Raw genomic sequence first — 25,477 nt, forward strand, 5'->3', positions numbered from 1 at the left:
AAATAAATGAAATTCGAAAGTATAGCACATGAAGTTATCTATAAAAAAATTATGAATCTAATAAGTGAGGACCCTAATATATTTGCAAATGTAGAAGAAAATACTAATGCGAAAAATTTAGAGCTCCAAAAAGAACTTGCAATTATGGATTTGAATAGAGATAACCCTGCACATAAAAATCTCACTTCTCATAGAAAGGTTTTAGGGTCACCTATAATTTTCGGGAAAAAAGTAGTGAGGAGATTATTAAAGTGGTACTTAAATCCAATTACACAGCAACAATCGACATTTAATACGTCTAGTACCAAAGCCATTATTTCTATATATAGTATACTTGAAGATTTAAATTCTAAAATAGAAAATGTAAAAATGATTAGTTCTGAAAATGCTAATAAGCAAAATACTTTTGAACTAAATTATGAACAAAGATTGAGCTTACTAGAACAAAGCTTTAATGAAAAACTTAATTTGATTGAAAGTAACTTCAATAAAATAATTCATGAACAAAAGATTTTCTTAGAAATGAATAATGAATCGAATGGAATAATATCTACTAAGATGACAGAGGTAGAAGAAAAATATAATTCAATTTTAATTCATACTGGATATGAAGAAAACAACAAAGAAAATTTCTTTGAAAAAATGACATATAGTCAATCTGGTGAGGATGGAATTTTAGCCTATATTTTATTAATGTTGGGAATTCCCATTGAGGAAGTAACATATGTTGATCTTGGTGCAAATCATGCAAAAGAAATGAGTAATACGTATTATTTCTATAGAAAAGGTGCTAAAGGAGTACTAGTAGAAGCAAATGAAAAGTTACTACCTGAATTAAAGTTGTATAGAAATAAAGATATCATCTTACACAATGTGGTTGATACAGAAGAAGGGAATAAAGTTACTTTTTATATTCTTAATGGTGATGGATTAAGTACTCCTGATTTTGAAGCAGCTGAAAAATTCTGTGAGATTAATCCGGATTTAGAGATAGTTGATAAAATCGAAGTAGAAACTATTACTTATAATTCTATTGTGGAAAAATATTTACAAACAGCACCAACTATTTTATCGATTGATATTGAAGGGAAAGACCTTGAAATTTTAAATACTATTGACTTTGATAATTATCGCCCGATGTTAATTGTGGCGGAGATGATTGAATATAGTAAAACACTGAATTCTAATTCAAAGAATAATACCATTAAAGAATTTTTACATAGTAAGGGATACGACGAGTATGCTTATACAGGTATTAATTCAATATTTATAGATAAAAGTCGACTAGAGGTGTAAGTAAGTTATGAATATAGCTATTGATATGTTAGCTGTACTAGGACCAGGTTCAAAAAATCGAGGAATTGGTAATTATACCACTAGTCAGTTGAAAAGCCTATTAAAACAAGATAAGAAAAATAAATATTTCCTACTAAATTTCTATGAGGATTGTAATCTGAAACAGTTACTAAATTATGGAGATAATGTAACGGAGCATTACTATTATCTTGGCCCAGAAGAAGTTTTAGGGAAAGATGAAAGGTTTAGTAGTATATTTGAAAGTATAATTAAGAAATTTTTATTAGAAAATGGTATAGATGTTTTTTACTTTACATCTCCATTTGATGGTTTAGTTTCATATAATTTAGAATGGTTTAAGGATGTACAAACTGTAGGAACATTATATGATATAATTCCATATATTTTTAAAGATCGCTATTTGCCGAATAAAGATATAAAACGTACTTATATGAAGCAAATTGAAAATGTTTTAAAAATGGATAAATTGCTAGCTATTTCTGAAAGTGCAAAAAATGATTTAGTAAATAATTTCCAATATGATGGCGATAATATTAGTGTAATTTATGCAGGTACAGATGAATGGTTTATAAAAAAAGAAATTACTCATGATGATATTGCTACTATAAGAGATGCTTATAATATCGTAGACCCGTTTATTATATGTACAGGCGGGGACGATGATCGAAAAAATATTGGAGATTTAATTATCGCTTTCTCAAAATTGCCAGATCACCTAAAAGGAACCTATCAACTTGTCGTTGCATGCAAATTAAGTGAAGTATCACAAGAAAAATACTATAAATTAGCTGAAAAGCATGGAGTACTCAATCGGGTTATATTAACTAACTTTATACCTACTGCTCATTTAGTTTTACTTTATAATTTAGCTCATATTGTAGCGTTTCCATCAAAATATGAGGGATTTGGTTTACCAGTAGTTGAAGGTATGGCTTGTGGAACGCCCGTATTAACTTCTAATAATTCGAGTTTAGGTGAAATAGCAGCAGGAGCAGCTATTTTGGTAGATCCTTTTGATATAAAAGATATAACTCGCGGTTTGGTAGAAATCTTAGAACAAACAAACTTAGAAGAGCTAATAGAAAAAGGCTATGAAAGATTAAAACTATTCCAATGGGATGAAGTAGCTGCTAAATCTTTACAGATATTCTTAACATTTGATCAAAAGATAAAATTAAAAAAGATTAAAAAAATTGCATATTTCACACCTCTCCCACCAATTGAATCGGGTATTTCCGATTATAGTTTTGATATTTTAAGAGATTTAGGAAAATATGTAGAGGTCGATGTATTTATAGATGATAATTACACTACAGAAATCTTAAATGACTTTAATATCAATGTTTATAGTCATAAGAAATTTAATAACAGTTATGATGAAATAATATATCAAGTTGGAAATAGTGATTTTCATGAATACATGTTTGAATACATTAAGACCTATAGTGGAATTGTAGTTCTACATGATTTCAATTTACATGCACTTGTTGATCATTTATACAATAATAAATCAAAATACCATAAATATAGAAATGTATTATTAGAAGATTATAATAATCAGTCTGTTGAGAATTATATCCAAGATTTAGCTGCAGATATAGTTGCTCCTCAAATATATGAAATGCCTACGAATGGTTTTGTTACAAATTATGCTAAAAAGATAATTGTACATAGTGACTATTCTAAAAAAGAATTACTCTTAAAAAACATTAACCACGATGTAGTCAAAATTCCACATTATGCAAAAATTGAACCGCTTGTAAATAAGGATGAGGCGAAAGAGAAATTAAGTATAGATGTTAATTCTATTGTTTTATCTACTTTTGGAATTATTCATGATACAAAAAGAATAATTCCATTATTAATGGCTTTTAAAGAATTAGTAGGAAAAAATAAAAATCTAAGATTATGCTTAGTTGGTAAACCGACGGATACTTTTCAGCAACCGTTAAGTACGTTCCTAAAAGAAAATAAGCTAGAGGAATTTGTAACAATTACTGGATATACGGAACTTGATGAATTTGAAAATTATATGGATGCTACAGATATTGCGTTAAATTTAAGATATCCATATAATGGAGAAACCTCTGGAAGCTTAATGAGGCTATTAGCTAAGGGGAAATGTATTATTGTAAATAATTTAGGAAGCTTCTCGGAAATTCCAGACAAATGTATTGTAAAGCTACCATCTCCGGAAAATTTAACTGAACAAGAAGAAGTTAATAAAATTGTGCAGGCAATAGAAAGCTTATTAAACAATTTTGGGGAAATAAACAATTATGAAATTGAAGCTCGTAAATACTCAAAAACAAACCTTGATTTAAAAATTATAATCCAACAATATTTAGAGTGTCTAAATTATAAAGTGAAGACAACTATAACTGAAGAGCAAATTAATGAACTTGCAAATTTCATTAAAGATAATAAAGGTATAAATAATTTGGAAATTTTTAATATTTCTAAAACCCTTGCTTACCTAAAGTGATTTTTTTAAGGCTGGTTATTTTATTTAGCCAGCCTTAAAAAAAGAAATTATTAGCAGTGAGTTTTACTTCTCTATATTAAGCTCGAAATATTTAATATATAAATGCATTAAAAAATACTATTAAATTTAGGTATTTCCGTTATTTATAGTAATTTTTTGTTCATCACTGTAAGTCCGGGGATGACAAAATCAATGCCCTGTTTCCAATCGTAATCGAAGGAACAGATGAGCATCGTTTCGATAACCAAACCCACGTCTTTTGATGAGTTTAATTTTATTATTTGTCCCCTCCATGATGCTGTTTGAGAAGAGCGAACAGATGGTATGGATCAGCAATTCTTCTCGTGCAATCACGGTCTTAGCGGTTTTCGCAACGACACCATATGTGTGAAACTGGTATCGTTAACTCATCCACACAAATATGTTGGACCGTTTCTTCGACCAATTGATCCGATGCATACGTGTAAAACTAGCGTTCGACCTTTGTGTACGGCAGCTCGTTTTCACGTGCGACATCCGCGATGGAACGACCATGACAACGGTTCGTAATTTCACATCGAAATGTATATTTGGTATGAACTTTAAATCAAATCCAGTTTATATGACTACTAAAACTAATTATGACGAATCGTTATAATTAACTGAAATTATTGACAATTATAATCAGGCACCTGTAGTTTATTTTGTCTAATGAATTAATAATAGTTAGTAAAAATGAGGGCTTGAATAATTTGAAAAAATATTATAATGAGTCAAATTACATTACAAGCTTTAATGATTTTGAAATTTATGAATTAAAAAAATAATATCAGTGTTTATTATAACCAATAACTTTAAATTAAATAGAATATCTAATTGAGTAAATTTCATAATTCTAATTCCTTAGGTATAAAAGGGTCCAACTTACGATAGCTTTGATGTAAAGTACAAGACCCTTAAATTCACACGCCAGAAGGAATGGAAAACCTGTCCATTACGTGATGATTCGTTTTCTCAAAAGGTGTTCAAAATCAAATGTGAAACGGATATTCGAAAATATACGTATCCAGCAGGTGGCTCAGACCTACGGAAAAAGCTCTACAAAGAGCGGATCGCAGTTGAACGGGTAAACGCCTATTTAAAACAGCACTTTCAGTTAAACAACATCCGTCATCGAACAGGTAGAAAAGCAAAATTGCATTTCAACCTCGTGACGTTTATTTATAATGCCTGCAAGTTAGCAGTCGATCATATAACGTGCAGTTAAATAAATTACAAGCAGCTGCATAATTTTTAAAAACGTAAGTTTTAACAACGGAGCAGTCTAAGTTCTTAAAAAAATCGATTTATGAAATTAATTCAATTGAAATAAAATATTATTAATTTTTACAGTATATGAAATTAATTGATAGAAGGTGCTACAATGAAAATATTAATTGATGCGCAGCCTTTACTAGGGAAAAAAACAGGTATTGGGAATTACACTGAAAACTTAATAAAAGAATTTAATAATCTAACTTATGAAACACAACTTATAACAAATCAGACAGTTAATTTTAAGCGTTTAAATGAAATTCAGCTGACAGATAAACAACTTTATTTAAAAAATAAAATATATCCTTACAAAGTAATCCGTCGTTTAAGTCCTTCAAAATTTTTCTATAGTTTACCAATAGATTTATTTTCAAAGAAAAATGAACGTGATAATTTAGTTTTCCATGGAACAAATTTCATCTCATTGCCGACGCGTTATGCAAAGCAGGTTATAACAATCCATGATTTGGCATTTATGAAATTTCCAAATGTAGTTGAGCAAAATATTTATGATTACATGATGCGATGGGTACCATATTCAATTAAGCATGCAGATCAATTGATTGCAGTTTCAGAAAATACAAAGCGAGATATTCTAGAATTTTTCGATTATCCAGAAGACAAAATTCATGTTGTATATTCTGCAGCAAATGAACGCTATAAAAAGCAATTGGATGATACAATTGAGCAAGTAAAGCTTAAATATAGCTTACCAAATAAATATTTTTTATACTTAGGCACACTAGAGCCTAAAAAAAACCTACCTATTATAATAGAAGCTTTAGCGAAATTGAAAAATGAGTTTGGTTCACAACAAAAATTAGTTGTTGTTGGAGCAAAAGGCTGGAAGTTTAATCCGATTTTTGAGCTTGTGACAGAGCTAGGATTAGAAAATGATGTTATTTTTACAGGGTACATAGCAGACGAAGATTTACCTGCTATTTATTCTGGAGCAACAGCTTTTACGTTCCCATCATTTTATGAAGGCTTTGGCATTCCACTTTTAGAAGCAATGCAGTGTGAAATTCCGGTCATTGCATCAAATGCATCATGTATTCCAGAAGTTGTGGGAGATGGTGGCATACTATTGGATCCGAATGATGTGGATGGGTGGACTAAAGCGATGCATGATATTAGTACGGATACACCACTTCATGAAGAGTTTGTAAGAAAAGGCTTAAACCAAGCAAGCAAGTTTTCTTGGGAAAAAACAGCACAACTAACAATTGAAGTATATAAAAAAGCATTACAGGGGTGAAAATGGTGAAGCAGAAAATTTATTTGAATGGGAGATTTTTAGGTCAAACATTAACTGGAGTGCAACGCTATGCACTTGAAGTTATAAAAGCGGTTGATTTATTAATCGAAGCAAATGAAATAGAAAATAACAAATATGAATTTACATTGCTTATTCCTTCAAAAGTAAATACTGATTTGTCATTAAAGCACATCCAACTTAAAAAGGTTGGTCCTTTTAATGGTCAGCTATGGGAGCAATTTACGCTCCCATTTTTTACTTTTGATGGAATGTTAATTAATTTGTGCAATACAGCACCAATTCTCAACAGTGAACAAGTTGTAACAATTCATGATGCATCCGCCTCTGCTAACAAACAAAATTTTTCTTTTGCGTTTCGTACATGGTACCAACTATTACATCATATTTTACCAAAGCGTGTACGAAAAATTTTCACGGTATCTAATTTTTCTAAAGAAGAGTTATTGAAATATTATCCAATGAAGCCAGAACAAATTGAAGCAATTCATATTGGTATTGATCACTTGAAAGATATTGAAGAAGATGAAGCGATTTTAAAAACTCAACGTCTAATACCAAAACAATATATTTTAGCAGTTAGTAGCTTAAACCCAAACAAAAATTTTAATGGCTTAGTGGAATCGTTGCAGCAAACAAAGAACCACCAGATGGACATTGTTATTGTCGGTGATAAGAAAAATCCAATTTATAATAAAACAAGTCTTATTCGTGAAAAGAATGTGCATTTAGTAGGATATGTCTCAGATGCACAGCTTCGTTCATTATATAGACATGCTAAATGCTTTGTATTCCCTTCCTATTATGAAGGATTTGGATTACCACCTTTAGAGGCAATGTTGCTCGGATGTCCTGTTATTGCCTCGAATGTAGCTTCTATGCCTGAAGTGCTTCAAGATGCAGTGTTGTATTGTGACCCAACGGATACTAAAAATATAGCACAGCAAGTAGATCGCCTACTTGATGACGAGCAATTACAGCAAGTATTAGTTACTAAAGGCTATATACAAAGTGCAAAATATACATGGAAAGCTTGTGCATATAAACTATTTAAAAATATCGAAGAGGTGTTATAGATATGAAAGTTGCAATTGTCCATGACTGGTTAACGGGAATGGGGGGCGCGGAAAAAGTAGTAATAGATTTACATAAAATCTTTCCTAATGCCCCAATTTATACTTCTGTAGTCAATTATGAAAAAATAGATCCTATATTTAAAGAAATGGATATTCGTACAACATTCATTCAAAAGTTACCATTCAGTAAAAAAAAATATAATCGATATTTGCCGTTATTTCCAATAGCATTTGAATCCCTAGATTTAAGTGAATACGATTTAATTTTAAGTAGTACAACTTCTATAGGGGCAAAAGGCGTTTTAAGAAATTCTTCAAGTATACATATATGTTATTGTAATACGCCTCCACGTTATACATGGGATTTTTATCATGAATATTTAGCTTCAGCTGGTAGAATGCAAAGAATAGCTATACCGATATTGATGCATTATTTAAGAACTTACGATCAGCTTTCTTCTAATCGAGTAGATTATTATATAGCCAACTCTACAAATGTAAAAGAACGGATTAGTAAAATTTACAATAAATCCTCTACAGTTATTCATCCACCTGTTGATGTTGAATATTATCAGCCGGAAACTGTAACGGATGATACGGATGATTACTATATTATAGTTAGTCGTTTGGTCTCTTATAAAAGAGTTGATTTAGCAATTGAGGCTTGTAATAAATTAAATAAAAATTTAATCGTTATTGGTCATGGTGAAGAGTTTGAAAAGTTAAAACAGCTTTCTGGTCCAACGATTACTTTATTGGGTTACCAAACAGATGAGCAAATTAAAGTTTATATGCAAAAAAGTAAAGCATTTTTATTTCCTGGATTTGAAGATTTCGGTATTGCACCTGTAGAAGCACAGGCCTGTGGCAAGCCAGTAATCGCCTATGGAAAAGGCGGGGCATTAGATACAGTATTACCTGAGAAAACAGGGGTATTATTTAATGAGCAAACGGTGGATGCATTATGCGAAGCAATTCAAAAATTTGAAACGATGAAATTTAGTTCTCAAGAAATTAGGCAGCATGCAGAGAATTTCAGCCAGAAAAATTTCAGCCAGAAAATCTTGGAATTTATAGAATCAAGTATGGAGATTAATCGAACTATGCTGTAAAATGGTAGATTAATGTAGATAATCCAATTTACATACTATATATTTAGTCTATAATAGACTTATTGGTAATATAAGTTCTTCAAAGTTTTAAAGTTATATGGAGGTTTACACATGATAAGAGGCAGAGAGTCTCTATTGACTAAATTATATATAGTTTCAGATTTTTTAGTAATCCAAGCTATCTTTTTTATTGCATGGGTTTTGCGGTTTTATTTATTAGATGGTGTTATTACTGCAGAAGTTTCATTTGAAGATTACTTTATATGGAATATTGCGTTCTCAATAATTTATATTACTACTGGATTGATGGTCTCATTATACACACCGAAAAGAAAGAAAAGTTTTATCAGTGAGATTTTTAAAATTATTCAGGTGAATTTTATTAGTATGTTTATGATTTTAAGCTTACTATTTCTTTTCAGAACCGTAGATGTTTCAAGGGTATTTTTATTCCTTTACTTTCTTTTCAATATAATTTCCCAAGTATCGTATCGATTTATAATAAAAAAAGGTCTTTGGAAGTTAAGAAGTAAAGGATTTAATAAACAATTCCTAATTGTCTTAGGTGCGGGTGCATTGGGAAAAGATTTTTATCATACAGTTAAGAAAAATCCGGAGTATGGTTTTGAAATCTTAGGATTTTTAGATGACAATAAAAAGTCTGTCTCCAATAATCAAAGTGAATATAAACCTATTATTGGTAAAATTAAAGATTTAGAAGATGTACTAAATAAAAAATTAATAGATGAAGTAGTTGTCGCTTTACCATTAACAGTTTATAGTAAATATGGAGATATAATAAAGATTTGTGAAAAAGCGGGGGTTAGGGTATCGATAATACCGGATTTTTATGATGTGCTTCCTGCGAATCCTAACTTTGAAAAGTTTGGCGACTTCCCTATTATAAATGTACGCGATGTACCATTAGACGATTATGTAAATAGAGGATTGAAAAGGGCGTTTGATATTTTATTCTCGATAATAGCAATTGTACTGGTATCACCTCTATTAATACTTATTGCGCTAGGAGTGAAACTAACTTCTCCAGGGCCAATTCTATTTAAACAAGAGAGAGTTGGATTGAATAGAAGAAAGTTCTACATGTATAAATTTAGATCAATGAAACATATGCCTGAAACTATTTCAAATACACAATGGACAACAGAAAATGATCCTAGAAAAACAAAGTTTGGTAGCTTTATTAGGAAAACAAGCTTAGATGAATTACCTCAATTTTTTAATGTTTTAAAGGGAGATATGAGTGTAGTAGGTCCTCGTCCAGAAAGACCATTTTTCGTAGATCAATTTAAAGAGGATATACCTAAATATATGGTCAAGCATCAAATTAGACCTGGAATTACAGGCTGGGCTCAAGTATGTGGGTTAAGAGGAGATACTTCTATATCTGACAGAATAAAGCATGATATTTACTATATTGAAAATTGGACACTTTCATTTGATATCGTAATAATATTCAAAACTGTTGTAAATGGCTTTATAAATAAAAATGCATACTGAAATCAATATATCACGAAAGAGGTTGAAATAAATGGAATTAATATTATTATCAGGTGGATCAGGTAAAAGATTATGGCCGTTATCGAACGATTCACGGTCAAAACAATTTTTAAAAGTATTGCCTAACAATTCTAATGAAGAATTACAATCGATGGTTCAACGCGTTTGGGAACAATTAGAACAAACAAATTTAAGTGCATCTACTGTTATTGCAACTAGTAAGTCACAGGTAGATATGATCCAAAATCAACTAGGTAATCAAGTTCCTTTAATTATTGAACCTGAAAGAAGAGATACATTTCCGGCAATTGCATTAGCTGCCACTTATTTGTATTCAGTAAAAGGAACTAATTTAGAAGAAGTCATGGCTGTTCTTCCTGTCGATCCATATGTTGAAACAAGCTTTTTTGAAAAAATTAAAGAATTAGAGCTAGCTTTAAATGAATCGAATGCTGAATTAGCATTAATTGGTGCGGTACCAACTTACCCATCTAGTAAATATGGATATATTGTTCCGAACTCTGACACATCACAACAATATTTCCAAGTAAAGAACTTTAAAGAAAAGCCGTCAGAAATTGAAGCAGAACTATTATTAAAGGACAATGCTTTATGGAATTGTGGTGTTTTCGCCTTTAAATTAGATTATATTATTTCTTTATTACAACAAAAAGATTTACCAGTAGATTACTTTCGTTTATTAGAACAATATAAAGAATTAGAAAAAATTAGCTTTGACTATGCTGTTGTTGAAAAAACTAAAAATATAATTGCTTTACCTTATAATGGTACATGGAAAGATCTTGGTACATGGAATACTCTTACTGAAGAAATGGGGAGTCAAATTATCGGTAAGGGGATAGTTTGTGAAGAATCTAAAAATACCCATCTAGTAAATGAATTAGATATTCCTATTACTGTTATTGGTGTTAAGGATGCAATTATTTCAGCTAGTCCTGATGGAATTTTAGTTTCAGATAAGTTATCTAGTCCAAAGATTAAAGAAATACTAAATGGTTTTGAGCAACGTCCTATGTACGAAGAACGTCGTTGGGGTTGGTATAAGGTATTAGACCATACCAAATTTGATGAAGGAAACGAAGTATTAACAAAGCGAATCGGTGTTAATGCAGGAAGTAACTTAAGCTATCAGAAGCATTTTGCTCGTAGCGAAGTTTGGACAATTATTAAAGGTGAGGGACATTTTGCTCTAGATGATAAAATTAGACATGTTAAGCCAGGTGATGTATTAATCATTCCGGTAGAGTCAAATCATGGTATTAAGGCAATTACCGATATGGAGTTCATTGAGGTTCAAACGGGTTCTCAATTGATTGAAGAAGATATTGTTCGAATTTTTATGACTTGGGAAGAAGTAGAAGAACATTGCAAATTATCAGTAGGTAAATAATATATAAGGATTCTACTAATTTCGGTATAAGGTATCATGGAGGGTTTATGAAAAAAATAAGAAAAGCAATAATCCCTGCTGCTGGGCTAGGTACACGATTTTTGCCTGCTACTAAGGCGATGCCAAAAGAAATGTTACCAATAGTTGATAAACCAACAATTCAATATATTGTAGAAGAGGCAATCGCTGCTGGAATTGAAGATATCATTATTGTTACAGGTAAAGGAAAACGGGCAATCGAGGACCATTTTGATAATGCATTAGAGCTTGAAACAACTTTAATTGAAAAAGGAAAGCTCAAAATGCTTGAGAAAGTACAAGAATCATCGAATGTTGAAATTCACTATATCCGACAAAAAGAGCCACTAGGTTTAGGACATGCTATTTGGTGTGCTAGAAAGTTTATTGGTGATGAACCATTTGCTGTGTTATTAGGTGATGATATTGTAAAAAGTGAAGAACCTTGCTTAATGCAGCTAATGCATCAATATGAGCAGACACTATCCAGTATCATCGGAGTGCAAAAAGTACCAAATGAAGATGTCCATCGTTACGGTATTATTGATCCTGTTAATACAGAGGATAGATTAATGCAGGTTAATCAATTTGTAGAGAAACCTTCTTTAGAAAATACACCTTCAAATTATGCAATCATTGGTCGCTATATTTTGACACCTGAAATTTTCCGTTATTTAGATGAGAAGAAGCAAGGTGTGGGCGGAGAAATTCAATTGACAGATGCGATTGAATCTCTAAATAATATTCAGCGTGTTTTTGCCTATGAATTTGAAGGCCGGCGCTATGATGTTGGTGAACAATTAGGATTTATTGAAACAACTATTGACTTTGCATTAGAGCGTGAAGATTTAAGCGAAGGTGTTAAAAAGTATATTTTAGAAAAAGCAAAGCAATTAAATGGTGATGTTTTATGATTTTAGTCGTCGGTGGCGCTGGGTATATTGGCAGTCATTTTGTAAAAGAATTGGTTCGGTCTCATAATGTTGTCGTTTTAGATAATTTAAGTACTGGGCATCGTTGGGCTGTCGATGACAAAGCGATTTTTGTTCAAGGAGATTTAGGCGATACTCAAGTCGTTCAACAACTGTTTGACAGTTATCAAATCGAAGCAGTGCTGCACTTTGCTGCATATAGTTTAGTAGGGGAATCAGTAAAAGACCCCCTTAAATACTATGAAAATAATGTAGTGGCTACATTCAATTTATTAAAGTTAATGAAAGAAAACAGTATAAATAATTTTATATTTTCATCAACTGCGGCTACATACGGGATTCCACAAGTAGAGTTCATTGATGAACAGACGCCAACTCATCCTATTAACCCATATGGTCATTCTAAGTTAATGGTGGAGCAAATGATTCAAGATTTTTCAAAGAGCTATGGCTTAAATTATGTGATACTACGATATTTTAATGCGGCTGGAGCAGATGAGAGTGGATTAATAGGAGAATATCATACACCAGAGACTCATTTAATTCCATTAGTATTACAGCATCTATTAGGACAACGTGAATCTATTTCGGTATATGGTACGAATTACGATACACCAGATGGTACATGTATTAGAGATTATATTCATGTTACAGATATTGCCAAAGCACATGTAGTAGTTCTTGATCAATTGTTAGCTGGAAAAAAATTAAACACAGTTTATAATTTAGGAAATGGCAATGGCTATTCTGTAAAGCAAGTAATTGATATGTGTCAGAAAGTTACAGGAAAAAAAGCAAATGTACAGTATGTAGGAAGTAGAGAAGGCGATCCAGCCATTCTAGTAGCTAATGCTGAAAAGATTTATAATGAGTTTGGATGGAAGGCTTATCAGGATTTATTTAGGATAATAAATAGCGCATATAAATGGCATTCAAATAACGTTTATAGTAACCAACTCGAATAATGTTCCGAGTTGGTTTTCTTTTTTACATATGTCATAATAGTTTTATCTGAAATTATCAGAAGTGGGGACTACACACTATGATCAAAGAAATTGTAAAAACAACATTACTAAACTGTTCTCTTGAAGAAAGTGACATTTTAAAATATAAAAATCAAGTACAAGTTATCCATAATACACTTCCACAATTTGAATTAACAGGTTGGATTAATGCCCCTTTGCAAGACCAACAAGAAATACTAGTTTCAATTGAACGTGTAGCATCAGAAATTCGTGAATGCGCAGATGTTCTAGTTGTAGTCGGAGTAGGTGGTTCTTTTTTAGGTGCTCGTGCCATTCAAGAAGCGATAATGCCATACTTTGGCTCAACAAAGGGTGGTATCGAGGTTGTATATGTTGGTTTAAACATGAGTGGGGCTTATATTAAACAACTTCTATCTTATTTAGACAAAAAGCAGGTATATATTAATGTCATTTCAAAATCAGGCGGTACGATGGAGCCTGCTCTAGCATTTCGTGTAATGCGTCATTATATGGAAGAAAGGTATGGGAAAAAGAGTAAAGAACGTATTATTGTAACAACAGATGCTGAAAAAGGTATATTAAAAGGGATAGCTGATAAAGCTGGCTATCGCCAATTCGTTATTCCAGCAACTATTGGCGGACGTTACTCAGTATTAACACCAGTCGGCTTATTACCAGTTGCGGCTGCAGGGGTGGATATTCGTGCTTTAATGGCTGGTGCAAAACATGCAACAGAAGAGCTATTAGAATCAGATTTATCCCATAATGATGCTTATAAATATGCTGTAATGCGACACATGTTGTATAAAAAGGGCTATTCAATTGAACTCCTTGCTTCATTTGAACCAGGATTGAATAAATTCCACGAGTGGTGGAAGCAACTCTTTGGCGAAAGTGAAGGAAAGGAAAAAAAGGGGTTATACCCTTCAACGGTTAATTTTTCAACAGATTTACATTCAATCGGTCAATTTATTCAAGATGGCAGTCCAATAATGTTTGAAACGCTACTTCATTTCCATGAAATAGAGGGTGACCTGCAAGTGCCATTTGATAGCCGAAATGAAGATGGTTTGAATTATTTGTCGAATCGTACTTTCAATGAAATTAATACTATTTCTAAACAAGGGACAGCTCTTGCCCATTCAGAAGGTGGCGTACCCATAATTCAATTAGAGCTTCCAAAATTAGATGAGTACCATTTAGGCTATTTAATTTACTTCTTTATGAAAGCGTGTGCGATGAGTGCATGTTTATTAGAAGTAAATCCATTTGATCAACCAGGTGTTGAGGCATATAAACGTAAAATGCTTGAGCTTTTAAAGGAGAATTAAAAATTATGAGTTTTGAATTATTTGAAATGTGGAAAAAACAAAATTTACCCCGAAACATAATTGAGGAACTATTATTAATTGAAGAGGATAATAAAGCAATTGAAGATTGTTTCTACCAGTATGTATCATTTGGTACGGGTGGAGTAAGGGGGATTCTCGGCGCTGGTACAAACCGCATGAACATCTATACGATCCGCCGAGTAGCAGAGGGCTTGGCACGCTATATTTCTTCAAATGGAGAAGAAGCGAAAAAGCGAGGTGTTGCGATTGCTTACGACACACGTCATTTTTCATATGAATTTGCAGTGGAGACAGCTCGTGTATTAGGTATACATGGTATTACCTCTTATGTATATAAAGAGGCACGTCCAACACCGCAGTTATCTTTTACAGTGCGTGAGTTGAATGCTTTTGCAGGGGTTGTCATTACGGCCAGTCACAATCCGAAGCAATATAATGGCTTCAAGGTATACGGTGAGGACGGTGCGCAGCTTGTACCTACTGGAGCAAATGCGATTATCGAGCATATGAACCAAATTAGTGATATTTTTGCGATTGAAGTTGCAGATGTGACCCAGCTAGAACAACAGGGGCTGTTTCATTGGGTTTTGGAAGATCTGGATGAAAAATTCATGAATAATTTATTAACTTTAAAAAATAATAATGATATTAATTATAATATGAAACTTGTATATACGCCGTTACACGGAGCGGGACTTGTTCCCGTAGTAGAAGGCTTAAAGCAATTCGGATTTAATGAAATACATATTGTTGAGGAGCAAGCTGTACAAGATGGTGCTTTCCCTACTGTTTCATATCCTAATCCGGAAGAAGCGGCTGCCTTTTCTATGGCGATCGAGCTAGGTAACCAAGTAGGAGCAGACCTATTACTCGCAACCGATCCTGATGCAGATCGTTTAGGGGTAGCTGTACGTAATGGTAATTCGTATGAGCTTCTTACAGGCAATCAGCTTGGTGCACTTTTATTAAATTATATTTTGCAAACAAAACAACAGAACGGTACACTCCCAGCAGATGGTGCTATGTTAAAAACGATTGTTACATCTGAACTTGGTGCTACTATTGCTGCTCAATACGATGTGACAACAGTTAATACGTTAACCGGGTTTAAGTATATTGCAGAAAAAGTGGCAGAGTTTGAAATGACGAAAGCTCATACATATTTGTTTGGTTATGAGGAAAGCTATGGTTATTTAATTGAGACCTTTGTTCGAGATAAAGATGCGGTCCAAGTAGCTTTAAAAGTTGCAGAAATGGCTGCATATTATTCAACAAAAGAAAAAACGTTGCTGGAAGCTTTGGAAGAGCTGCATGAACAGTTTGGCTACTATAAGGAAGCTCTTGTGTCTAAAACATTCGAAGGTAAAGACGGACAAGAGCAGATGAAGGCGATTTTAAATAACTACCGGTTAAATACGCCTAAAGAAATTGCTGGGGTAGCAGTTGTACGTGTTGAGGACTACTTAACAGGAGTTGCAACTTTACATGACGGCACTACAGAGCCAATCCTTTTACCTAAAGAAAATGTATTAAAGTTTGTACTAGAGGATAAATCTTGGATCGCCATTCGACCTTCAGGAACTGAGCCAAAATGTAAGTTTTATTTTGGTGTAGTTAGAGAAACAAAAGAGCAAGCAAATAACATTCTAGCGTTGCTAAAAGAAAACATTTTAATATGACAGGTGACTGGTTAACTTAATTATGCAAAAGGCATAGCTTACAACAAGCTATGCCTTTTGCTCATTTCAAAATTATTTTTATCCGATTAGCCTATAAACTAATCCAAGACAATATAATAGATGCTAATAATAACTATATTTAACTATTGCATATCATATTACCTTCTAATATTGAAAATTATGGATATAATTAATAGTTTTCGCTTATAATAATAACTAGGTGTAACCGTCAACCCCAATTGAACATTTTTTGCTCATTCGATGACTTTCGTTGTTCATATGAATTACTTCTACTCGGTGTAACAGGCGATCTAAAATCGCTGTCATCATCCCTTGATTACCCACTAACTCCGTCCATTCTTCTGGACTACGATTCGATGTTAGAATTAGGGAACTTTGCTCATACAACTGATGCACGAGTTGGAAAAATAACGTAGCCTCTCGCTGATCTAAAGCCATGTACATGACATCATCAATAATGACCATATCAGAAGCCCTTAGGCGTTTTAATTGAATTTGAGAGCGATGCGTAAATTCCTCTGTTTTTAATAATTGGATTAATTCACCCATTGTCACAAAGTACACTTGGAATCCTTTTTGAATCGCTTCAATACCTAGACCTACGGCCAATAAAGTTTTGCCAGCACCAGGTGGTCCTAATAAGATTAAATTGTAGCTTTGTTCTAGCCACTGAAATTCACGTAATTGCTTTATTTGACGTTCCGTAATCGCTGTCTGTTCATCTAAATGGAACATATGCAGCGGTCTGTGATAAGGGAAGCGTGCCCACGTTAATCGTTTTTCAATGCTTTTTTCTTCACGTCTTCTTAACTCCAATGTTGTTAGTTGCTCTATGAATTCTAAGTAAGTCCACGAGACTTGTTCTGCTTGGCGAAGAAGCTCTGGAAGCCCCTCCGCCGTTTCAGCTAACCTTAATTGTTTAAATGCTTGTTGAATATCTGCCACACTTTTACTCATTTCCCTTTCCTCCCATACGGTGAATGTATTCTTGTAAGTCCCTTGTTTGCACTGCGATTGGCACAGGTTGTTTAAGTGTTACTTCAACGGTTGTTTCAATTTCAGGCTCTTTTTTCGTACGCTTCAAATAGTCGACAACATCACGAAATTCATTGGCACTATTCAATTTTTCCTGAATACATTTTTCAAGCGCTAAAGAAATCCATTCAGGGCTTTCCTTCGCAACTTTTTGGAAAAGTAATAATTGGTCACGTCGATAACGACCATATGTATGACAGACATCCTGTATATATTGTGCTGCTCCTTCATAAGGAAATAGGGTGAGCACCTGTTGTTGTAACTGATCTAGCGACTTAGAACGATCACGTCCATGATTTACGTTTTTGATCAGTTTCCCTTTTTCTAAACTAACTGTATGATCCGCAAGGATTTCTCCAGTATGTGGTTCCACAACCCTTAATGTTTTCTCATTTACAATCAAATGTAGTTGTGGGTACTTCGTATACGTCCCTAAAGGAACCGAATATCGATTAGACGCATAGCGAACTGTATTGTCCTTGTTCACAATCCTTGTTATAATTTCTGTATGGTTGCTTTCTGATAAGGAAAGCAGTGAGGAGACTTTTTTCAAGTGTTGCTTTTCCAGGAGAAACACTTCAAAAGGTCTCTTTTTTGTTGTGTGATGGACTTTATAATTGCCTGTTCGATCCAACCATTTCAAAGCCCTTTCATTCCAATCCTCAAGCGTTGAATAAACACGGTTTTTCGCAAAGTTATTTTTCACGTACTTCACGACGTTTTCAATTTTCCCTTTGGACTCAGGATCTGCTTTACGGCAGAGATAAACGTTAAATTTGCGCTCTTTTACATACTGCTGAAATTCTTTTGTTAAAATAAGATCTCCTGCATTTTCACTCACTGCGATTAAATTATCTTGATCATAGACGATTTCTTCTGTTACACCACCATAATACTGAAACGCTTTTTCATGACAGCGAATTGTATCTTTCGTAGTAAATGGACGATCTTGCCACACAAGATATTTGTAACGAGAATGGGCCAAGACAAAAGCGATAAAATATAGTTTTACCTCTTTACCATTCGTCATTTTTTGAATCGTTTGTCCCCAGTCAACTTGCAATTGTTTACCTGGTGGCTGTTCCACTACCGCTTCATACTCTCTCGGTTCAACTTTCTTTTCAATTTGGTAAATCTCACGCATTTCATTTACATATCGTCTAACAGTGCTTTCTCCCACATCAATCTGTGGAAATTCCTCCAGTAGCCAATCGTATACTTGCGCACCACTTAAGTCTGGATTTTCACGTAACCAATTTACAACCCAATCTTGATAAGAATCTAACTTTTTCTTTCGCTGCGTATGACCAAATTCATTTACCGCTTCTTCAAATGACATTTCTAAATATTTATAAACAGTATTACGTGAAATTTTTAATCGTCTTGCGATTTGTGCAATTCGGAATCTCCGTTCACGCAATTGATGTATTTCAATATATAACACAAGCTTTTCCTCCATTAGTACAGCCTCCTGTAAACTGATATTTTCAGTTTACTAGAAACTATTAATTTAGCAAAAAAGTGTTCAATTGAAATGAGCAAAAACTGTTAATTATATTTTAGCGTTTACACTAGGTTAATAGATGGTGGAATTACATTAATTTAACTATATTTACCATTATTGTTTATTGCAAAATAAAAGTGCAGACTAGTGCAAAGAATTTGTACAGAGTCCTGCACTATTTTTGTGCATAAAAAAAGACTTGCCAGCCACCCCAAGTCCCTCTACTCTTTTAGGTGTCGAATCCAAAAAGTGGAGGTAAGAAAGGATGCTAGCAATGTCTGAAGTTAATTGTATCAAAACATTACGAAATGAAAAAGGACTATCTATTACCGAAATTGCCAATACAATGCAAGTGAATTGGCGCACTGCCAAAAAATATGGCGATGGAGATCAATTGCCTCAAGAGAAAACTCATTTGAAAACGGGCATGATGTACGACGAAGAATGGGGAGAAATCGTAATTGATTGGTTAGAAGAGGATTTAAAACTTAAGAAAAAGTTACGCCGTACAAATAAGAAAATGTTTGAAGATTTAGTAAAGAAGGGCTTCAAAGGTTCCTATAGAACACTTTGTAATTTCATTCAAGAATGGAAAGCAGCACAAGAAGACGAAATAGACAAAGGTCATGAACGTTTAGAACATCCAGAAGGAGAAGCTCAAGTAGATTTCGGGATTATGGAAGCTGTTCAAGATGGCAAAATACTTGATGTTCACGCATTGGTCATGTCATTTCCAGCAAGTAATACAGCATTTGCGGTACCGATGCCCGGTGAAAATTTAGAGTGCTTTTTAGGCGGACTTCAAGTGTTATTTAAACAGGCTGGTGGTGTTCCATTGAGCATTCGAATTGATAACTTAACACCTGCGGTGAAAAAGGTAAGAAAAGGCGATTCAGAGGCACAACTAACAGAAGCCTTTCGACATTTCCAACAATATTACGGGTTTAAAGTGCAAGTATGTAACCCACGAAAAGGAAACGAAAAAGGTCATGTGGAAGGTAAAGTAGGTTATGTTCGTTATAACTTCTTTAGCCTATCTCCGGTAATAAAGGATCTTGAAGATTTAACGAATCAATTAGAACAACAATTATTCAAGGATCGTCAACGAGTTCATTATAAAAAAGAAGTAATGATTGATGAGCTGTGGCAGCGTGAGCAAAAGCAATTAATCAAATTACCTGAAAAACCGTATCCGGTATTTAAGCAGTTTTTAATCAAGTTTAATAAATATAATGAATTCAAACTTGATGGGCATTTGATTCATGTGCCAAGAGCAAGGAACTACGTCCAGCTTTCTTGTGTGACCTACTGGGATTCGTATAAAGTCATCACAAATGACGGAGAAATTTTATTATCTGATGCCCGACCTTATATGAGGAAACGTCGTTTTATTCCATGGAAGGAAATCTTAAAAGATTGGTTGAAAAAACCACGTGTTGTAGGGCATTCCCGTTACTCAATCTATCTGCCAACGCGCATTAAAGAGTATTTAACAGTTCCTTCACTTGCGTTAAGAAAACAACGGATTAATGAATTACTGACACTTTTACTTACACATGATATGAATGATATTGATCAAAATTTTTATAATTATATTGGCCGTGAGGCTGAAGAAACTGAACATCCTTACGGTGTTAATTGGACAGAATATGATGCCTTATCCCCAAAAGGGACGGAGGTGTTAAATCATGAATGAAGATATTTTAACACTCTGTAAGCAATTGAGATTAGCATATGTATCAGAAGCAATTAAAGAAGTGCCTTTTACTGAGCCGGAAGAATATCTGTATCAAGTTTTATTAAAAGAGCAGCTTGGCAGAGAACAAGCAAAAATAGCACGTAACTTGAAACAAGCTCGTTTCATTGATACAAAAACGCTAGAAAGCTACCAGTGGCATAAAGATATTTGTTTGCCTAGCCATTTAACGAAAGATGAGTTAGAACAGCTAGATTTTATTCGAAGAAAAGAGAATGTCATTTTAGTTGGCGCACCTGGAACAGGTAAAACACATTTAGCTTCTGCCCTTGGCCGAAAGGCTTGTGAGCATGGATTTGAAGTACGTTTTTATCGTGTATCGCATTTAGTTGAGGAGCTAGAGCAAGCCCTACATACGGGGAAATTGAAGCAGTTTAGAAGTAAATTAGAGAAAATTGATTTAATGATTTTAGATGAAATGGGTTATTTGCCCTTCGGCAAAGAAGGAGCAGAATTACTGTTTCAAATTATTTCAGAGTTCTATGAACAAAAGAGCTTAATTATCACTTCAAATTTAGAATTTAGTCAGTGGAACCGCATTTTCTCGGATTCACGTTTAACGGCAGCTCTGGTGGATCGTTTGATTCATCACGCCCACATTATTTCCTACACGGGCCAGAGCTTCCGTTTAACAAATGCATTGTCGAGAAAATAGGGGAATTATCGGGTGGCAACACTCTGTATTTTTCGTTGCAATTCTCTGCACTTTTCTCTTGCAAAATACAATTATAGTACTTCAATAGAGAAAAAGGGGAAATGAGACAGTGACTAAGAAAAAGTATTTCAATGCAACACTTGCAGCAGCGCTTGTAGCTTCAGGTGTTGCCGTAGTGGCTCCGGCAACTGCTGAGGCAAGTTTTAAAGATTTAAAGACGACTGATTATTTTTACAATGATATTTTAAATCTACAACCACGGGGGATTATCCAAGGCTTTACTGATGGTACTTTCCGTACGAATGCTGAGGTGACACGTGGTCAAGCAGCAAAAATCTTAGCTGGTGTCTTAGGATTGGATACGGTAAATGTATCAAATCCAGGTTTTAAAGATATTCCGGAAACTCATCAATATTACGGTGCGATTGCAGCTTTAGCAAATGTGGGAATTATTAGTGGTTATGAGGATAATACATTCCGTCAAGGTGAACCAATTTTACGTAACCATATGGCGAAAATGATTGCTAATGGTTTTAAGTTAGGAACATTAGAAGGTACTACACCATTTTCGGATGTTCGTAAAGATTATGCACAATTTATTGCAGCATTATATGAGAACAAAGTAACTACAGGTAAAACAGCTACTACTTTTGATGGTTCATCAAATGTAACGCGCGGCCAATTAGCGACTTTTGTTGTACGTGCAGAAAATGTACAGGCTACTGAAGAAGCAATATTCACGATTGATGAAGTAGCAGGAAATACTATTAAAACTTCAACAGTTGAATTAAAAGCAACTTCAGCAACACAAGCAATTTTCACTGAATCAAATGCAGCCGCTTTAAAAGGTGCTCAAATAACAGCAATTGTAAAAAACAATGAGATAGTAGAAGTGAAGTCTTTATCAATTACAGCAGCAAGCTCTGAAGAAGCACCTGCAGTATTAGATTTTGGACAAGCGAACATTACAGGTAACGTAGTACTTAACAGCGCATCTGTTAAAATTTCAAATGCAACAATTCAAGGGAAATTAGTTATTGATACAATTAAAGCTTCGCCAGTAGCATCTTTAGGCGCAATTGTAGCTAATAGCACAAAAGGCTCTACGATTACTTTAGATCAGGTTACTACTCCTACAATTGAATTAAACCGTAATGATACAACGGTAGCTGGTACTGTAAATGTGGATACATTAACAATGGTAAAAGCTAGTAAAGCTTCGATTAATATCGAAGGGAAAATTAAAACATTAAATGTTCTTGAAAAAGATTCAAACATTACTTTAGGTGCGAATACAAAAATTGATAAACTTATACTACCAGTAAGTGTGAAGGTAGTTGATGTAATTAAAAACTATGACTCGATTAAATCAAATATCGCTCAAATCGTAACAGCTAATGGAGATGCGGTAGAAGCACCGACAACTTCAGGTTCGAATTCCGTTTATATACCAAGCACCCCAATATCAAATAATGATAATCGGGCGGAGCAAATTACAGGCTCTACAATTTCTACTGCCGGTACATATGGTCCAACAACAGGTAAACAAGTAATTGCTGGGGACTTATTCATTAATACAGCAAATGTAAACTTACAAAATGTTACAATTAACGGTAATCTTATTTTAGGTGAAGACATCGGTGAAGGAGATGTTCATTTAAAAGGTGTTAATGTAACGGGTCAAACAATCGTTAAAGGTGGCGGAAAAAACAGTATTTACTTTACTGACTCAGTATTAGCGACAGTAATCGTAAATAAAAATTCAGGTGCTGTTCGTATTGTTGCACAAGGTAGAACACAAGTATATGAAGTCCAATTAGAAACACCAACTTTAGTAGTTGAGCAAAACTTAGCTGAGGGTTCTTCTGGCTTTGAAGACATCACTGTATCTGAAGCAATGCAAACAGCTGGTGAAGGCTTCCAAGTTGAATTAACGGGTGTATTTGAAACAATTAACTCACGAGCGACAAATGTTCGTATTAATTTAAGCGAACAAACGGATATTCGTACTTTAGTATTAAATGCAGCAGCAGAAGTTTTAGGTACAGGCATTATTCAACAAGCTCACATTAATGCAGAAGGTTCTACATTATCTCAACGTCCACAAAACTTAGTATTAGACATTAATCGCGGATACAGTTCAGTAAATATTGCAGGTGAAACAGTTACGGAGAGCTACTCTGATCCAAATGCAACGGCAACATTAACATCGGCGTTAGCTTCACAAAATGCAATTTTGTTACAATTAACAAACTTTATTGCTGGTTTAACTATGGCTGATTTTGAAGTGAAAGCCTACATTGATGGTAATGAAGTGGTCTTACAAGGTTTAGAATATGATGCAAATAAACAGCGTATTTCGTTTACACCACTTAATGTAGCTGAGAATGCTGGGAAAACTGTTCAAGTGAAAGTAACTTCTAAAAATGCCAAAGTAACCGGGGGTGATTTAGCTTCTTCATACGAAGTAAAAACAGGGTTTGCAGGTCGTATTACAGATATTCAATATGTTGGTATTCCAAACTTATCGATTAAATTCCGAGCAGGTTCAGGTACTACACAAGGTGAGGTAGTAGCAACTGCAACAACAGATGCGTACGGTTACTATTCAGTGAATTTACCGGCAGGCGTTTATACAGGGGAATTTTCAGCACCTGGTTATGTAACTTCTTACATGATTGCAAATGCTTCTACGGATGTATTTTTAACGGATCAACATGAAACAGCTATCCGTGCAGCTGCTTCACAAGAAATTAAAATTATGCTTTCTTGGGACAAGGATCCAAGAGATTTAGATTCACATTTAGAAGGGCCGACAGTGGCGAGAAATTCCATATTTATTACGGGGAGAAGCGCACAACATCAAATGGAATTGTTTATGCGGATCTAGATTGGGATGATGTAGATTCTTACGGTCCTGAAACGACAACAATTCGTCAATTATTAGATGGGGAATACCGTTTCTATGTACATCATTTCTCTGGGAGTAATACATTACGTACTTCTGGTGCAAAAGTTCAAGTATTCTTAGGAAATGCGACAGCACCAGCCCATATTTTCAAAGTACCAGAAGGTGAAGGCACAGAAATTTACTGGAACGTATTTGATTTAGTTGTAACGAATAATGGTGAAAATGTAGAAGTTCGTCCAGTAAATACTTTAACAGAACCACGTGAACCACAAGATGCATTCCCAGATGAAGATACTGAAAATCCAGAAGAAAATACAGATAACCCAGGAGAAGAAACAGGAACTCCAGAAAATACTACGAATGATACGGCGGGTGTAATTACGACTACAGCTGACACAGTGAATATTGCATTTACAAACACAGAAATTACGCAATTAACGACAATTGACTCAATTGAGTTAATTACTGGTACAACTGCTGACACAGTAACTATTACAAGTGCAGATAGCATTGCTGTAACAACTACTGAGGATGGAAAAATTAATATTGCATTTGATAAAACAAGATTTGCTAGTTTGATTGAAACAGATATAACAAAAGTAACAATTCGTTTCCGTGATGAAAATGGTGAAACAAAAGAGCTTGAAGTAAGCATTAACTAATAAAAATAGAAACTGCGTGATCCTAATATTAAGGATTCACGCAGTTTTTGTATAACGAGAGAATGGCTTAAAAAATGGTTTTGAAATAAATACAGTGACTAAATTAGCAAGTTACGCTGGAATTAATATGACTGTAAAGCATTATATCAACACATCTAAAGAAGAAAAACAAAATGCAGTTGATCTACTATAAAATGATTTGAAAGAAGGTAAACGTTATGAAAATTATTCAATGTTTAAGTGATATTGAATTTCTTAAAGCTGAAAATAAGCTACCAGAACCATTCATTAAAGAGATTGAACAGTACTTCCTAAAATTTGTGAAGTTAAAACCACGATATTTATTAAATTTTCATTACTCTTGAAACAATAGACTTCGATAAGAAATTTCTTTTTCAATGGTGGAAAGGGAAATAAAGATAGAAAGATACCGATGACTGATAAGTTGTATGAGTTGTTAAAAGATTACATGGACAAT

At 33.8% G+C, this 25,477-nt stretch carries 16 protein-coding genes and 2 pseudogenes; 15 read left to right on the forward strand and 3 right to left on the reverse strand.

Going from position 1 to position 25,477, the window contains the following annotated elements; genetic code table 11:
* Window positions 1-6: 6 nt before the first annotated feature.
* Complete coding sequence (locus tag NYE67_RS03245) at window positions 7-1,296, forward strand: FkbM family methyltransferase (RefSeq protein ID WP_340729148.1); 1,290 nt, start codon at window positions 7-9, stop codon at window positions 1,294-1,296.
* A gap of 7 nt (window positions 1,297-1,303) precedes the next feature.
* Window positions 1,304-3,802 (forward strand): glycosyltransferase, encoded by a 2,499-nt coding sequence (locus NYE67_RS03250; protein ID WP_340729149.1) that lies wholly within the window; start codon window positions 1,304-1,306, stop codon window positions 3,800-3,802.
* A gap of 189 nt (window positions 3,803-3,991) precedes the next feature.
* Here the strand turns inward: NYE67_RS03250 and NYE67_RS20770 are convergent.
* A pseudogene (locus tag NYE67_RS20770) lies at window positions 3,992-4,165 on the reverse strand (transposase); the annotation flags it as partial.
* A 541-nt stretch (window positions 4,166-4,706) separates the two neighbouring features.
* On the opposite strand from NYE67_RS20770, the pseudogene NYE67_RS03255 reads away from it, so the two are divergent.
* From NYE67_RS03255 to NYE67_RS03300, 10 genes and pseudogenes are all read left to right on the forward strand, one after another.
* A pseudogene (locus tag NYE67_RS03255) lies at window positions 4,707-5,048 on the forward strand (transposase); the annotation flags it as partial.
* Window positions 5,049-5,204: 156 nt separating this feature from the next.
* Window positions 5,205-6,353, forward strand: a complete 1,149-nt coding sequence (locus NYE67_RS03260; protein WP_340729150.1) for a glycosyltransferase family 4 protein — start codon at window positions 5,205-5,207, stop codon at window positions 6,351-6,353.
* A gap of 5 nt (window positions 6,354-6,358) precedes the next feature.
* A complete protein-coding gene (locus tag NYE67_RS03265; protein WP_340729152.1) occupies window positions 6,359-7,447 on the forward strand; it encodes a glycosyltransferase family 4 protein in 1,089 nt (362 codons plus the stop codon).
* 2 nt (window positions 7,448-7,449) lie between these two features.
* A complete protein-coding gene (locus NYE67_RS03270; RefSeq protein ID WP_340729153.1) occupies window positions 7,450-8,559 on the forward strand; it encodes a glycosyltransferase in 1,110 nt (369 codons plus the stop codon).
* A gap of 111 nt (window positions 8,560-8,670) precedes the next feature.
* Window positions 8,671-10,077, forward strand: a complete 1,407-nt coding sequence (locus NYE67_RS03275) for an undecaprenyl-phosphate glucose phosphotransferase (protein WP_340729154.1) — start codon at window positions 8,671-8,673, stop codon at window positions 10,075-10,077.
* A gap of 31 nt (window positions 10,078-10,108) precedes the next feature.
* Complete coding sequence (locus NYE67_RS03280; RefSeq protein ID WP_340729155.1) at window positions 10,109-11,488, forward strand: sugar phosphate nucleotidyltransferase; 1,380 nt, start codon at window positions 10,109-10,111, stop codon at window positions 11,486-11,488.
* A 47-nt stretch (window positions 11,489-11,535) separates the two neighbouring features.
* Window positions 11,536-12,420, forward strand: coding sequence for a UTP--glucose-1-phosphate uridylyltransferase GalU (gene galU / locus NYE67_RS03285; RefSeq protein WP_340729156.1), 885 nt, complete (start codon window positions 11,536-11,538; stop codon window positions 12,418-12,420).
* Window positions 12,417-13,403: a UDP-glucose 4-epimerase GalE gene (galE, locus tag NYE67_RS03290; protein ID WP_340729157.1), complete on the forward strand. Its 987-nt coding sequence runs from the start codon at window positions 12,417-12,419 to the stop codon at window positions 13,401-13,403. Before galU ends, galE begins: the two co-directional genes overlap by 4 nt.
* A 77-nt stretch (window positions 13,404-13,480) precedes the next feature.
* Window positions 13,481-14,755: a glucose-6-phosphate isomerase gene (locus tag NYE67_RS03295; RefSeq protein WP_340729158.1), complete on the forward strand. Its 1,275-nt coding sequence runs from the start codon at window positions 13,481-13,483 to the stop codon at window positions 14,753-14,755.
* Between the two features lie 5 nt (window positions 14,756-14,760).
* A complete protein-coding gene (locus tag NYE67_RS03300; protein ID WP_340729160.1) occupies window positions 14,761-16,455 on the forward strand; it encodes a phospho-sugar mutase in 1,695 nt (564 codons plus the stop codon).
* Between the two features lie 216 nt (window positions 16,456-16,671).
* Here NYE67_RS03300 and istB (NYE67_RS03305) read toward each other — a convergent pair whose 3' ends face one another.
* The gene (istB, locus tag NYE67_RS03305) at window positions 16,672-17,433 is read right to left on the reverse strand and encodes an IS21-like element helper ATPase IstB (protein ID WP_340729161.1); all 762 of its coding nucleotides are present in this window, start codon (window positions 17,431-17,433) and stop codon (window positions 16,672-16,674) included.
* On the reverse strand, window positions 17,426-18,955 hold the full coding sequence (gene istA, locus NYE67_RS03310; RefSeq protein WP_340730878.1) for an IS21 family transposase: 1,530 nt from the start codon (window positions 18,953-18,955) through the stop codon (window positions 17,426-17,428). The genes istB (NYE67_RS03305) and istA (NYE67_RS03310) overlap by 8 nt, the downstream gene beginning before the upstream one ends.
* A 325-nt stretch (window positions 18,956-19,280) precedes the next feature.
* Between istA (NYE67_RS03310) and istA (NYE67_RS03315) the strand changes: the two genes are divergently transcribed.
* The 3 genes from istA (NYE67_RS03315) (at window position 19,281) to NYE67_RS03325 (ending at window position 24,316) form a co-directional block, all read left to right on the forward strand.
* The gene (gene istA, locus NYE67_RS03315; RefSeq protein WP_340729162.1) at window positions 19,281-20,711 is read left to right on the forward strand and encodes an IS21 family transposase; all 1,431 of its coding nucleotides are present in this window, start codon (window positions 19,281-19,283) and stop codon (window positions 20,709-20,711) included.
* A complete protein-coding gene (istB, locus tag NYE67_RS03320; protein WP_340729163.1) occupies window positions 20,704-21,426 on the forward strand; it encodes an IS21-like element helper ATPase IstB in 723 nt (240 codons plus the stop codon). The genes istA (NYE67_RS03315) and istB (NYE67_RS03320) overlap by 8 nt, the downstream gene beginning before the upstream one ends.
* 109 nt (window positions 21,427-21,535) lie before the next feature.
* Window positions 21,536-24,316, forward strand: a complete 2,781-nt coding sequence (locus NYE67_RS03325; RefSeq protein ID WP_340729164.1) for an S-layer homology domain-containing protein — start codon at window positions 21,536-21,538, stop codon at window positions 24,314-24,316.
* The last annotated feature ends 1,161 nt before the right edge of the window (window positions 24,317-25,477 follow it).

The sequence above is a fragment of the Solibacillus sp. FSL W8-0474 genome (genome assembly GCF_038004065.1).
GTDB lineage: Bacteria > Bacillota > Bacilli > Bacillales_A > Planococcaceae > Solibacillus > Solibacillus faecavium.